This window comes from Dyadobacter sp. CY323 (assembly GCF_021390245.1).
GTDB lineage: Bacteria > Bacteroidota > Bacteroidia > Cytophagales > Spirosomataceae > Dyadobacter.
In genome coordinates, this window is sequence record NZ_JAJUXH010000011.1 from 200,419 (window position 1) to 214,246 (window position 13,828).

Here is a 13,828-nt window from a genome sequence, read left to right on the forward strand (position 1 = left end):
AAAGCTCCTGGCTAAAAGCTAAAAAATATGATTCGTAAAGCTGTAATTCCTGCTGCCGGACTTGGAACCCGGTTTTTGCCTGCAACCAAATCAATGCCCAAGGAAATGCTTCCTATTATTGATATTCCAACTATTCAATATGTTGTTCAAGAAGCAGTTGACTCTGGGATAGAAGACATTTTGATCATTTCCGGAAAAGGAAAACGGGCCATTGAAGATCATTTTGACCGCAATGTAGAGCTGGAAACCCGCCTAGAGGAAAAAGAGGATTTACTATGGTTCAATGAAATGCGCCGTTTAGCAGATATGGCGAACGTGCATTTCGTCCGTCAAAAAGAAGCGAATGGACTCGGGGATGCGATTTACTATGCCCGCCACCATGTTGGTAATGAGCCATTTGCAGTACTTCTTGGAGATACGATTATGGATTCGGTGATCCCGGTTACACAACAGCTGATGGACACCTATGAGCAATATGGCGGATCGGTGATCGCGGTGGAGGAAGTTCCGGCGAATAAAGTAAACCGTTATGGAATTGTGGGCGGTAAGACGTTAAGTGATACCATTATGGAGCTTAGTACATTGATTGAGAAACCCGCTATCGATCTCGCACCTTCTAACCTGGCAATCGCGGGACGTTACATTTTAACTCCCGAAATATTCAGCACGATCGAACAGACGCCAAAAGGAAAAAATAACGAAATTCAACTAACAGATTCATTGTTATTGCTTTTGAAGCGTGAAAACATTTATGCGCACCATATTGAAGGCAAACGTCATGATATCGGCGACAAGCTGGATTATCTGAAAACGACCGTGGAATTCGCACTTAAAAGAAAAGAATTTGCCGAGCCATTCCGCAAGTTTTTAATTGATCTGCTCAACAAAGAATAATACCTGACACATTCAACAGGCCATATGGGAAATCACGTCATTATAAGTGGAGCTACGGGTAACCTGGGGAAAGATGTAGTGGCGAAGCTCACCGCTTTACACTATACGATCCACCTCAATGTTCGCGAGGGCAAGACTTCAAAATACGCAGGGTTTTCTAATGTAATTAGTTATCCGGCAGATCTGTCAGATCAAGGTCAGTCAGAAAATTTCGTTCAGAAAGCCATCGAAAATGCCGGTTCTATTCATGCCGGCATTTTTCTGGCGGGTGGTTTTGCCCAGGGCAAGCTCACCGACACCGAAGATGCCGACATCGAGAAAATGATAACGATGAATTTTTTAACGGCATTTCACCTTGTAAAACCTTTACAAAAGCATTTCGAAACGCAGGGAGGCGGGCAGTTTATTTTTATCGGTGCGCGCCCCGCATTGGTCGCCGAGCAGGGAATGGGAAGTTTTGCATACACACTTTCAAAGTCTTTGCTATTTCAAATGGCAGATATTATCAATGCAGAAGGCAAGTCGAAAAATATCACGGCATCGGTTGTAGTTCCAAGTATAATAGACACGCCGGACAACCGCACTGCCATGCCGGATGCCGACTTCAACAAATGGATCCCGGGCTCCGATATGGCGGAAAGCATTGCATTCATACTCAGTGAAACAGGCCAAAAAATGCGTCAGACGATCATCAAGCTTTATAATAATGCCTGATTACTCTACTTTGAACGGTTCATAATCGATTTCAACTATCCTCTTTCCATCCTTCCCCACTTCCCCGATAGAAACCCGTTCGATCCGGACATCTTTTCTATTTACTTCATATTCAGCCTTCTTCTTACTTTTTACTTTCCTTCCATTCAGAATATAAGTCACACTGTCTTCCTGATATGTGAAAGCACCAAGGTGATGATCTCTGACAGTATATCTAGGTATTACGCCTACAGATCCCTGGCTACGGGGGGCAACATAATCGACCGTTTCCTTCTTATCCCCTCTGATTTGCTCGTATGTTGGAAATGCATCTCCCTTCTTTTGCCTTTGAGAAAAAGCATCGTTAAACTGCATGAAAGCAGAAACCAGTGCGAATGCGGATTTCAGATAAATTTTCATAGTCGGCATTTCAATGAGATCATTTCAGAAACAAGTTGGATTCAGATGCACCTGAAGTAGGTTAAAATGCATTCTGTGCATCCAGCATGGTGATCTTAACCTGGGAGATACTTGCTCTTTGTTTTTTCAAAATCGTGAATTCGTAATGTTTGGTCTTTAACCTTTCTCCGACAGACGGTATCCGGCCAAATTTCCAGATCAGGTACCCGGCGAGCGTTTCGTACTCGCTTTCCTTCGCGATATCATGAGGAAGTTTGTCGTTCAGATCCGTGATAGACGCCGCACCCAGCGCGGTATAGGTATTATCACTTTCATTTTTTACGATCGGAACCTCATTATCGTATTCATCCTGAATCTCTCCTACCAGTTCTTCCAGAATGTCTTCCATTGTTACAATGCCATCGACTCCACCATATTCATCGATAATTACCGCCATTTGCTGACGGTTCATCTGAAAATCACGAAGTAATGCACCGATCGGCTTGGATGCATGAACCGAAGAAATCGGACGGATCAGCTCCTGTAACACGATTTCCTTGCCCTGCCGCATTTTTAGAAGCAGATCCTTTAAATGCAAAACGCCAACGATCTGGTCAAGCGTATCTTCATAAACCGGAATCCGTGAATAACCTTCTTCGATGATTTTTTCGAGCGTTGCCTCATTAAAATCATTTACATCAATACCAACAACCTGAGGTCTCGGAATCATAATCTGGCGTGCCAGACGCTCCGAGAAATTGAATGCATTTTTAATCAGATCATAGTCCGCCGCTTCGATCATCCCACTCTCCTTTTGCTGCTGGACCAGATACCGAAGCTCGTCGCTGCTATGTACCTCGCTACCGTGCGAAGGCGATATGCCGACGCCTTTCAGAATAAAATTGGCGATACCATTCAATATCCAGACAATCGGACGGAAAACGATATAAAACCCATGCAATGGATAAGACAAAAATAAGGTCGTGGCCTCGGGGCGCTGGATGGCGATAGACTTGGGCGCCAGTTCTCCAAACACAATGTGTAGCACGGTAATAATTGCAAATGCAGTGGGCAATGCAATCTGATGAGCCAGCTCAGGGTCAAGCGAAATGCCGACAAGCTCCATGCCGCCGATCAGGATTTTGGATACCACGGGCTCTCCGATCCAACCCAAACCCAGACTTGCCAATGTGATACCAAACTGTGTAGCAGCAAGATAACCATCCAGGTTCGCTACGATTTTTTTTGATAAGATCGCCATCTTATTCCCCTCCTGCGCCTTTTGCTCTAATTGCGAAGCTCTGATCTTGACGATCGCGAATTCAGCCGCCACAAAAAAACCATTAAGAAATACGAGCACTAGTGTGATTAAGACCTGGACAGCCATTCAGTTTGAATAAAGTGAGTTAATTAAATGCCTTGAAGCTGCATTTTAACAAAAAATTGTACCATTGAGAAACGCCGATAATTTCTACTTCCGGCACTTTCCTATTTTTCGTAACTTACATTAGATATGAAAAGTGGTCACGCAGATTTGCCGCTGCATTACGGGAAAGTGCCGGTTTGGCTGGCTCAGCGAATGAGCGCATTAGGAGGAGCGATTGTAGAGTCCATCGTAATGGAGTACGGACGCAACGCGCTGCTCCAAAAATTGAGCGATCCATTCTGGTTCCAATCACTGGGCTGCGTACTCGGAATGGACTGGCATTCTTCGGGCATTACCACTTCGGTCATGGGCGCGTTGAAAAAGTCGGTCAATCAAAGATCTTCGGAACTCGGCATTTACATTTGCGGCGGACGCGGGAAACACTCCCGGGCAACGCCTGCCGAACTCATGGCGATTGCGAATAAAACGGGCTTGGATGGAGATAGCCTGGTTCACAGCAGCCGGTTATCCGCCAAAGTTGATAACACGGCTATTCAGGATGGTTTTCAGCTTTATCTCCACTCATTTGTTCTTTCCAAAGAAGGAGAATGGGCGGTAATTCAGCAGGGAATGAACACCAACGAGCGCCTTGCCCGCAGATATCACTGGCATTCCCCGAGCATCAAATCCTTCATCGAAGAACCTCACACCTCCATTTACGGCAAAAACCAGGGTACTATCCTCAACCTGACCGACAAAGCTGCCGCACCGACGAGAAGCGGCATTCTCGAACTTACCAAAGAGAATCCCGGCCAGATCATGCGCGAGATTACGAAACTGGTCATGCCGGATCATCACGATGTTCGAGCAGAGGACGTTAACCTGAAAAGATTGGGCGCAGTTCTGGCGTTAGCGCACGACAGTCCGGTGAATGACATGGAGTCGTTATTACTACTCGAAGGTGTAGGTCCGAGAACGATCCAGTCACTGACGCTGGTAAGTGAAATTATCCACGGCACTCCTTCCCGATTCTCCGACCCGGCCCGGTTTTCCTTTGCTCATGGGGGCAAAGACGGTCACCCCTTTCCCGTTCCTATCACGGTATATGATGAATCCATTCTTACTTTGGACCGCGCTATTCAGAAAGCGAAGATGGGCGAAAAAGATAAGTCAGATGCATTAAGAAACCTTTCAAAAGTCTCGCAAAACCTCGAAAAAGACTTTCAGCCTAACAATCGATTCAACGACATCATCCAGCAGGAGCGTGATAATTCGTGGAAATATGAAGGAAGAACGGTAATGGGGAAAGCCAAAAAGCCGGGAGGGGCGAGCGGGCAGCTGGAGTTGTTTTGATTCTTTTATTAATTCATTTGCATCGCTATTGATATCAAGTTTTTTAGATTTTGAGTAAGTTTACCTGAATAGTTAGCAATTCGAATATGATACTGCGTTCCTCATCATCCATTTTACCACGAACTCTTGAAGAATTTCTTCAATGGGAGCCTGTTGATGGATATAAATATGAATGGAACGATGGAAAAATAATCAGATTCGAAAAAATGAAGAAAAAGCACCTGTTCATTATCAGAACACTTCAGCAATTGTTTTTTCGAACTCATTCTTTCTCAAAAGGAGCGGCGTTAATCATGGAGCAAGACGTCATGCTCAGCGGAATACAAATGCGCAGGCCGGATCTCGCCTACTTTACGGGGTCGCAAATAGATTCTTCCCTCGTATCGGATCAAGAGCCGATTCCGGAATTCGTGATAGAAGTTATCTCGCAACATGATGACGCGGAAAAAATAGAGGAAAAGTTAGTGGAGTACTTCAATGCCCGGGTAAAAGTGGTTTGGCACATCTATCCGGAAAACGAGGTCGTCTACATTTATACTTCACGAAAAGATGTGAAAATCTGCACGGATAACGACATTTGTTCCGCATATCCCGTGCTTCCCGACTTTGAAATATCTACTAAGGATTTGTTCCTGGTTAGAACGTTCATGTAACCCTTTTCATAATCAATCCCATACCATTAATTCTTTCAATTGATCCTTTAAGATCAACTAAATTCTGTAACACTAAAAATGCCTCAATGATCTCTAAAAAACTTTTACAAAAACCTCTGATCCTCGCGACCTGCGTCACTGTTGTGGTAGTTTCATGTATGAAAATGGCTCCCAATACACCTTCATCGTCCGGCGACAAATGGGGGAAAACTTCGAAGACAAATAGTACGGCCATTGTCATTAAGGAAGATGCGGCAACCGGGAAAACGCGGGCCAAAGAAATCCGTGAAAAAACCGTCGTAAAACTTGCAGACGGATTGAAACTGGATTTATGGGCTTCCGATTCACTTGCCCCTGATCCGGTCGCCATTGCGATGGATGATATGGGGAATGTATACCTGAACCGTACAAACCGCCAGAAAAACTCAGAATTTGATATCCGCGGGTACCGCAACTGGATGACCGCCTCGATTGGTTTACAAACCGTTGAAGACCGTCGTGCATTTCTTCGCAGCACCTTCGCACCCTCAAAAAGCAAAGAAAATAATTTCCTGAAAGACCTCAACGGAGACGGTTCTCACGACTGGAAAGATCTGGCAGTTGAAAAAGATGAGGTTTGGAAAATAACAGATACCGATCAAGATGGCATCGCCGACATTTCAACCAGAATTCTGAATGATTTTTTTGATGAAGTTTCCGATGTAGCCGGCGGTCTGCTCATCCGCGCGAAAGATGCATTTGTAGCCATCGCGCCGGATTTGTGGAGATTGAGAGATACCAATGGGGACGGAGTTTTGGATGAAAAAACATCCATTAGCCACGGTTATGGCGTCCATATTGGTTTTAGCGGCCACGGAATGTCTAATCCCATTGAAGGTCCGGACGGAAAAATATACTGGAACATCGGGGATATCGGCGCAAACATCACCACGGCGGAAGGCGTAAAACACGAACATCCGAATTCCGGTATTATCGCCCGCTCGAATCCCGATGGCAGCGATTTTGAAGTTTTTGCACACGGATTACGGAATACGCACGAATTCGTTTTTGATGAATACGGTAACCTGATCAGCTCCGATAACGATGGGGACCATCCGGGCGAGAGTGAGCGATTGGTGCACGTAGTAGAAGGTTCTGACGCTGGCTGGCGCTCCAACTGGCAGTATGGAAAATACACCGATCCTAAAAACAATAGTTACAAAGTCTGGATGGACGAGCAGCTTTTCAAGCCTCGCTGGGCCGGACAGGCGGCATATATCATTCCGCCAATTCAAAATTTTCACAATGGACCGACCGGAATGCAGTACAATCCGGGAACTGCATTGGGTTCCGAATGGAAAAACAAATTCTTCCTGGTGGAATTCGTGGGTAACCCTGCCCGTTCGCCGATCTGGGCATTTGGATTAAAACCAAAAGGAGCATCGTTTGTATTGGATGGTGAAAAAAATATCCTGAACGGAATCCTGCCGACCGGTATTCGTTTCGGCCCGGACGGTGCATTGTACATTGCTGACTGGCTCAATGGCTGGGATACGAAGAATGCTGGACGTGTTTGGAAGTTGGATGTGACGGAAGAAAAAAACGATCTTAAAGCGTTAAGAGCGGAAACCAAGAAGCTGATACAGCTTGACTATACGAAGCAGTCGGATGATATGCTGTTGTCTTTGCTTTCCAACCAGGACATGCGTATTCGTCAGAAGTCACAATTTGAACTGGCTTCGCGGGGTGCAAAAGGCGCAGCTGTTTTAAATAAAGCCATTGCTCAAACTGCTAACCAATTCGGCCGCATTCACGGAATTTGGGGAATAGGTCAACTTGCTCGTCAGGACAAAGCGTATGCAAACGTTTTGATGACCCTGTTAAAGGATAAAGACGAAGAAATCACCGTGCAGGCGGCGAAAATGCTTGGAGATGCGCGTATCACGGAAGCTGGCCCGATGCTGGTACCGATGCTTTCTTCCAAAAACCCGCGCGTCCGGTTTTACTCGGCGCAGGCGATCGGAAGAATCAAATACAAAGATGCAATCGCTCCATTATTGGCGATGATCAAGACTAATAATGATGAAGATGTTTATTTGCGCCACTCTGCAGTTTTAGCTTTGTCGCGCATTGGTGAAGCAGAACCCATTGTTGCATTGGCAGATAGCCCTGAAAAATCCCTACGCATTGCGGCCATTCTTGTTTTGCGGAGAATGAAGAATGAAAAGATCAGCCTGTTTTTACGTGATAAGGATGAATACATTGTGACGGAAGCCGCTCGGGGTATTAACGATGATTTGTCGATTGCGGCTGCATTACCCGCACTTGCTTCCACATTAAACGATCCGAGATTTACTTCTGAACCTTTATTGAGAAGGTCGATCAATGCTGCGCTGCGGGTAGGTGGCGAAACGCAACTCAATGATCTGGTTGCTTTTGCAAAAAGAAAAAACATTGATAAGGAAATCCGTGCCGAAGCATTGGCTACGCTCGGTACCTGGGCAAGTCCGTCCGTAATGGACCGTGTGGACGGACGTTATCGTGGGCCGCTGGAACGTAATGCTGCGACGGTTAAGACCAAAATCCAGCCTATCGTTGCCGATCTGTTAAAAGACGATGAGCCTGCGATTTTGATTGCTGCCGCGCAAATGCTTACCAATCTGGGCGTTTCGGACAACAATGCCGCGCTCGCTAAAATCCTGAATGATCATAAAGATCCGAAAGTACGCGCCGCCATGCTTATTGCATTGAACGATCTGAAATACACGGACATGGAAACGGTTATGAAAAAAGGCATGACGGATTCTGATGCCGATGTCCGCACCGCTGCATTGGGCATGGTAGGAAATGTAACGATGTCGAAAGAAGCGTTAACGGACATTTCGAATGCGATTTTTGAGAAAGGAAGTGTGCGCGAACAACAACAGATGCTGAAAGTGCTGGGTACTTTACCGGTCGCAAAAACAGAAGGCATTTTGACGGACCTGATTCAAAAAATGACGGACAAGAAGCTTCCGCAAAGTCTTACACTTGATTTGGGAGAAGCCGTCGATTCCACAAAGTCAAATACGCTGATTGCGAAAATGGCACCAATGCGCTCAACAGGCATGACTGCTGCGGACTACCAGGATGCGCTTTTCGGAGGAAATGCCCAGCTTGGCCGCCGCTACTTTATGACAAGTTCAGCAGCGGAATGCGTTCGGTGCCATTCCATTGGCGGACAAGGCGGCGAAGTAGGACCCAATCTTTCCAATATCGGCAATGTACTTTCACGCGAGCAGATTTTGCAGGCATTGGTAGAACCAAGTGCGAGATTATCGCCGGGATTTGGAATGGTGATGCTGACTTTGAAAGACGGTACCAGTGCGGCAGGGATTCTTTCAGCGGAAAATGATCACGAGCTTGTGTTGAAAACTTCCGAAGCAGAACCTTTGAAAATAGCGGTTTCCAGAATTTCAAAACGGGAAAATGTTCCGTCCAGCATGCCGGCAATGGGAACGATCATGACGAAACGAGAAATCCGCGACGTCGTGGAGTTTTTATCGGGATTAAAAAGACAATAAATTAAATGCGAAAAGCCCGGACAGCGATCCGGGCTTTTCGCATTTAAAGATCATCATCAACACTATATCTGAATGAAATTAGACAAGAAAGAGGCTGAGGTCGTGGGAAAGGCCATTCAGTTCTGGCAAGACAAAAACAAAATCTCGAAAGAGCTGGCTGATGAGTTGCGCGGAAGCTATGAATTGAGAAATTCCAATGCAGATGCCATCGCCATTTATGCATTAATATCCGCCATTTCGTGTGGCTTACTCGCATTTGGCGCCTTGGTGATCGATGAAAAATGGATTGAGCTGCTTCGGAAACAATGGGGCTTTTCTGAAAATATCGTAGGCATTATATTTACATTAATAGCGGCGGTTTTCATCTTTCTTGCGAAAAGACGCAAAGTCAAACTTCCCGACGCCAGGGCCAGTAATGAAGCCTACAACATCACCATTATCCTTACGGTCGCCATCGCCATTACCTACTGGACGAGGAGTCTTGCCTCGCCGGAAAGCAATTATGCAATACCACTCCTGATCGCGACCTTCGCTTACGGTGCAATCTCCGTTTTGCTGCATTCAACACTACTTTGGACGGTTGCAATCCTTTCATTCGCAGGCTGGTGGGGCGCGCAGACATACTATTGGTCTCATGGAAGTTACCGGTTTTGGGGAATGAATTATCCGTTGCGCATGACCGTTTTCGGGCTGGCAATCTGGGGATTATCCTGGGTGGTAAATCGTACAAAAGCATTACAATTCCTTCATGAAGTTACCTATTCGATTGGTTTATTTCTTTTCCTCGTTGCCGCCTGGACCTTATCGATGTTTGGAAATTATGATGACCTGAGTGGCTGGACGGCATTGAAACAGAGCTACTTCTGGTACTGGGCCCTCGGTTTTACGGTTATGCTTGCCGGTTTGCTTTACTATGCTTTTCAAAATAAACTGGAAACGCTGCGGGACCTTACGCTGGTTTTCTTTTTATTAAATATCTATACCCGATACTTCGAATATTTCTGGGACCGTACCAACAAAGGAATCTTCTTCGCGTTATTGGCACTTTCGTTCTGGTTTGTGGGAAAGAAGGCAGAGCAATGGAGAGGGCGTAACGTGGTTTAAATTTTAAGTAGCAGATAAAATGCACAGATTTTATGCAAAATACCGGATAATATGCATGAAAGTTGTGCATATTATCCGGTAAAAAAGGTAGCATTTATCGCCGGCAACGGAACAATCGCCATTATGAGCAACATCAGACCAATCCGCCAAAATGAAGTTGACCTGATTCATTTTTTATTAGCCAGATTAAATCTCGATCCGGCCAACTTTCCGATTAGTGAGATGGTGGATGAATATGAGGGCGGGAAAATGGGAAGTATCAGTTTGGGAGGTGATGTTTCCGGTTATGACGGGGATCTGATACAGGTGGAATATATCGATAGCGATGCTACTCCGGTAGTGATTACTTTGACCAAAGACACAAATAACCAACTACTCGACCTGGATTTCTGGAAGACGGATTTTTCGAAATTACTCGTCTACCCTACTCCTGACAAGCTCATTTTTGGGAAATCTCAGGCATAACCCTACACTTCTTCGTAATCGAGTTCTTTCCCATAAGTCTCCTCCATTTTCCAAAGCGACAGCAATGCGAGCGAGAAACAGATCGCCCCGACGATCGCGCCGGATTGTAAAACGCCCCATTCAGGTTTCAATAATTGAAATAATGGCAATGTGAGTAAAACGGTCGCGCGGACATTATTCGCGACGGAAGTGGTAACGGTTGCCCGCAAGTTTGTCCCGAACTGTTCGGCAGTTGTGGTCAGAAACATGGCTATGTAACCAATGGAGAAACCCAGCCAGGTGTAGCAAATGTAAAGTGTAGTCGTGGAGCCGATGCCTCCGTAAAGCAGCCACACTACTCCCGCGAATGTCATAGCCATCATCAGCAGGATCGCCTGCTTTCGTGATCGCAGCCATTGACTTAAAATACCACTAAAAAAATCGCCGGTAACTACTCCAATATACGTGTACAACACGCAATCGCCCGCCGGGACATCTCCTTGAATGCCCAACGCTTTGGCAAATTCATTTCCAAAAGTGGAATAAACCCCGATTACCATATACGTTGGAAGCCCGATCCCCATGCAACGGATGTATCGCACAAACCGTGACCAACTTGTAAAGATCGTCCACCAGGGTACCGGCTTCTTTCCCCGCTTCTCGATGCTGATATTAAAAAGAATGGATTCAAGCACATTGATACGCATAACAAGCAAAACCAACCCCATTCCGCCACCAATAAAGTAGGCAGTCCGCCAATCAGTTAGCTTTACGGCAAAGAATGCGGCAATGGCTCCCGCAAGGCCCACACTGGCTACAACGGAAGCCCCATAACCTCTTAATTCTTTCGGCAGGATCTCGGCGATCAAAGTAATGCCGGCACCCAGCTCGCCCGCCAGGCCTAGCCCGGCGATAAATCTCAGTAATGAATAAATTTCCACATTATTAGCAAATCCACACGCGATATTGGCTAGTGAATAAGTTAAAATAGAGCCAAATAAAACGGATCTTCTTCCAAATTTGTCCCCAAAAATACCCCACATAAATCCTCCGATCAGCAGCCCGGCTTGTTGCCAGTTATAGATCGCCGCCCCGATCCTTGAAATTTCTTCTTCCGACAGTCCGAGATCTTTCAGGCTCGGAACGCGCACGATATTGAATAACAACAGATCGTAAACGTCAACGAAATAGCCCAGCGATGCGACAATAACCGGGAGTGTGAGGACTGCACTGATTTTTGGTTGAGTAGAGGTAGTGGAGTACATGGAGTGAGGTTATGGCAAATATTATTCGTCAAAGGTTTTCTTTCTCAAAGATTTAACGATCGCATTTCGCTGTTTTGTTTTAAGTCGTTCTTGTTTTGAGGCTAACGTCGGCCGGGTAGCTCTCCGCCTTTTTTGAACTACGAAAGCATTTACAATAAGGTCATTAAACTTTTCAATAACCTTATCTTTATTTGCCAGCTGCGAACGTTCCGTTTGGTGATAGAGTATCAAAACCTTTTCATTCGTTAAGCGCGTTGCCAGTTTTATAATGAGGTTTTGCTTTTGTTCATCATTCAAAATCTTGGAGTTTGGGATATCAAACCGCAGCTCCACTTTCGTTTCGACTTTGTTCACATTCTGTCCTCCACTCCCACCACTTCGGGCGGTCTGAAAAACCAGTTCAGGATGCAGGAGTTCAGGGTTTATCATGATTTGATCTTGAAATAGTGTTAACGCTTGTTAATGTTTTCTGTCAAAAATAGGGGGTTACAGGATTTCAAATGTCTTTTAATCACTCATTTCTACTAGTCACCATAATAATTATAACCTTAACTCAATGATTTTCAAGATAATAAAATTCGCAACACTGAGTTTTAAAAATCTTGTAAAAAGAATGCCGGTTTAGACAGATTGCTAACTCCATTAAGACAACCTTTTCTGCATTAAACCCATCCTAAAAAGTGATGTCCAAGAAACGATTTTTAATAACAGAAAACAATTTAATCATACGGCCATGAACACCATGCGTACATTTCGGATACTCGGCTTGTTTATACTATTGCTTGGCGGTGTTGCGGTTACCGATACAGCCAAAGCCCAACCCGGGTTCAGCGTTTCTTTTCAAACTTTTTACAATGAACTCTCACCTTACGGGAGGTGGGAGCGCAATCCGCAATATGGTTCCGTGTGGATCCCCGATGTACCGAGAGGTTTTCAGCCGTATTCCACCGACGGTTACTGGGAAGTGACCGAATATGGTAATACCTGGGTTTCGGACTATGAGTGGGGCTGGGCTCCTTTTCACTACGGCCGCTGGTCGTATGACGACTATAATGGCTGGTTCTGGGTTCCTGATTATGAATGGGGACCAGCTTGGGTAAACTGGCGTTCGGGTGGCGGATATTACGGCTGGGCGCCGCTGGGGCCTGGTATCAGCATTAACGTTTCGTTTAATGCACCGTCATTCTGGTGGAATTTTGTTCCGCAACGTTACATTACCTACCGCGGCTGGCGTAATTACTGCGCACCTCCAAGAAGGTTCTCGCATGTGTACAACCAGACGGTGATTATCAATAATTATTACCGCAGCAACAACCGGACTTATGTGTATGGACCGAGACGCGATGAAATCGAACGGGTAACGCGGCGCAGTGTGCCAGTGCGGACCATCGATGCCAGTCCGAGCGGACGTGGGCGGGTGATCGTGGCGGAAAATAGCCGGGGTAATGATCGTTACAATTCACGGAGCAGCAGAAATGAGCCGGAACGTCGTGGAGGAACCATTGACGCAAGTCCAAACCGGAGCGGCAGAACCATTGACGCAAGTCCGGAACGGGGTGGCAGAACCGTTGATGCAAGCCCAGACCGGGGTGGAAGAACATATGAGGCAGGTTCGGATCGTCGAGGTGCAACTGTTAATCCAGGCTCAGACCGTGGCGGCAGAGATAACAATGAGTACAGCGCCCCGAGCAGAACTGAACGGAGCAGCCGCGAAAGAAGCATCGATCCGGCTCCTGCAACAAGAGGCAACGATCGGTACGAGGCACCTCGCCAGCCTGAACGCAGCAGCCGTGAACAAAGTGTTCCAAACTACGGAAGCGAAAGGTCGCAACGCTCAAACGAGTCGAACCCAAGCCCTAGCCGCGGTTCTTACGAAGCGCCACAACGTGCAGCCCGGCCTGAAAGAAGCGCCAGTGAATCGCGTGGAAATGACAGGAGTGAAAGATCGGCACAACCGAGTCAGGGCAGAGGAACTTCCGAGAGAAGCAGCCGGTCACCCAGATAGTTTTTAGTTTAATGCGAAACGGCCCCGGGAAGCAGTTCTTCCGGGGTCGTTTTTGTTTTGAGAGATCCCAATTCTTCCAGCTGAATACGGCAGAAATGTATTATTTTAGC

12 protein-coding genes are annotated in these 13,828 nt (G+C 46.1%); 8 read left to right on the forward strand and 4 right to left on the reverse strand.

Features of this window, described 5'->3' with window-relative positions; all coding sequences use genetic code 11:
- The first annotated feature begins 27 nt into the window (after nucleotides 1-27).
- On the forward strand, nucleotides 28-894 hold the full coding sequence (gene galU / locus LZG72_RS17575; protein WP_233875461.1) for a UTP--glucose-1-phosphate uridylyltransferase GalU: 867 nt from the start codon (nucleotides 28-30) through the stop codon (nucleotides 892-894).
- 24 nt (nucleotides 895-918) lie between these two features.
- The gene (locus LZG72_RS17580) at nucleotides 919-1,608 is read left to right on the forward strand and encodes an SDR family NAD(P)-dependent oxidoreductase (RefSeq protein WP_233875464.1); all 690 of its coding nucleotides are present in this window, start codon (nucleotides 919-921) and stop codon (nucleotides 1,606-1,608) included.
- Here the strand turns inward: LZG72_RS17580 and LZG72_RS17585 are convergent, their stop codons facing one another.
- Together LZG72_RS17585 and LZG72_RS17590 are read right to left on the reverse strand one after the other, a co-directional pair.
- The gene (locus tag LZG72_RS17585; RefSeq protein WP_233875465.1) at nucleotides 1,609-2,007 is read right to left on the reverse strand and encodes a hypothetical protein; all 399 of its coding nucleotides are present in this window, start codon (nucleotides 2,005-2,007) and stop codon (nucleotides 1,609-1,611) included.
- A 61-nt stretch (nucleotides 2,008-2,068) separates the two neighbouring features.
- Entirely contained in the window at nucleotides 2,069-3,373 is a 1,305-nt protein-coding gene (locus LZG72_RS17590; RefSeq protein WP_233875467.1) for a hemolysin family protein, read from the reverse strand.
- A gap of 126 nt (nucleotides 3,374-3,499) precedes the next feature.
- On the opposite strand from LZG72_RS17590, the gene LZG72_RS17595 reads away from it, so the two are divergent.
- The 5 genes from LZG72_RS17595 to LZG72_RS17615 all read left to right on the forward strand — a co-directional run bounded on the left by LZG72_RS17595 (nucleotide 3,500) and on the right by LZG72_RS17615 (nucleotide 10,469).
- Nucleotides 3,500-4,705 carry a DUF763 domain-containing protein gene (locus tag LZG72_RS17595; RefSeq protein WP_233875468.1) on the forward strand — a complete coding sequence of 402 codons (1,206 nt, stop codon included), beginning with the start codon at nucleotides 3,500-3,502 and terminating at the stop codon, nucleotides 4,703-4,705.
- Nucleotides 4,706-4,791: 86 nt separating this feature from the next.
- A complete protein-coding gene (locus LZG72_RS17600) occupies nucleotides 4,792-5,358 on the forward strand; it encodes a Uma2 family endonuclease (RefSeq protein WP_233875470.1) in 567 nt (188 codons plus the stop codon).
- An 86-nt stretch (nucleotides 5,359-5,444) separates the two neighbouring features.
- Nucleotides 5,445-8,900: a HEAT repeat domain-containing protein gene (locus tag LZG72_RS17605; protein ID WP_233875472.1), complete on the forward strand. Its 3,456-nt coding sequence runs from the start codon at nucleotides 5,445-5,447 to the stop codon at nucleotides 8,898-8,900.
- Between the two features lie 72 nt (nucleotides 8,901-8,972).
- Nucleotides 8,973-10,004 carry a hypothetical protein gene (locus LZG72_RS17610; RefSeq protein ID WP_233875474.1) on the forward strand — a complete coding sequence of 344 codons (1,032 nt, stop codon included), beginning with the start codon at nucleotides 8,973-8,975 and terminating at the stop codon, nucleotides 10,002-10,004.
- A gap of 51 nt (nucleotides 10,005-10,055) precedes the next feature.
- Nucleotides 10,056-10,469: a DUF6984 family protein gene (locus tag LZG72_RS17615; RefSeq protein WP_233875476.1), complete on the forward strand. Its 414-nt coding sequence runs from the start codon at nucleotides 10,056-10,058 to the stop codon at nucleotides 10,467-10,469.
- A gap of 2 nt (nucleotides 10,470-10,471) precedes the next feature.
- On the opposite strand, the gene LZG72_RS17620 is transcribed toward LZG72_RS17615, so the two are convergent.
- Both LZG72_RS17620 and arfB read right to left on the reverse strand, forming a co-directional pair.
- On the reverse strand, nucleotides 10,472-11,713 hold the full coding sequence (locus LZG72_RS17620; RefSeq protein WP_233875478.1) for an MFS transporter: 1,242 nt from the start codon (nucleotides 11,711-11,713) through the stop codon (nucleotides 10,472-10,474).
- Between the two features lie 21 nt (nucleotides 11,714-11,734).
- Entirely contained in the window at nucleotides 11,735-12,142 is a 408-nt protein-coding gene (arfB, locus tag LZG72_RS17625; RefSeq protein WP_233875480.1) for an alternative ribosome rescue aminoacyl-tRNA hydrolase ArfB, read from the reverse strand.
- A gap of 304 nt (nucleotides 12,143-12,446) precedes the next feature.
- Here arfB and LZG72_RS17630 point away from each other — a divergent pair, with 304 nt between their 5' ends.
- A complete protein-coding gene (locus LZG72_RS17630; RefSeq protein WP_233875482.1) occupies nucleotides 12,447-13,718 on the forward strand; it encodes a DUF6600 domain-containing protein in 1,272 nt (423 codons plus the stop codon).
- Nucleotides 13,719-13,828: the final 110 nt, after the last annotated feature.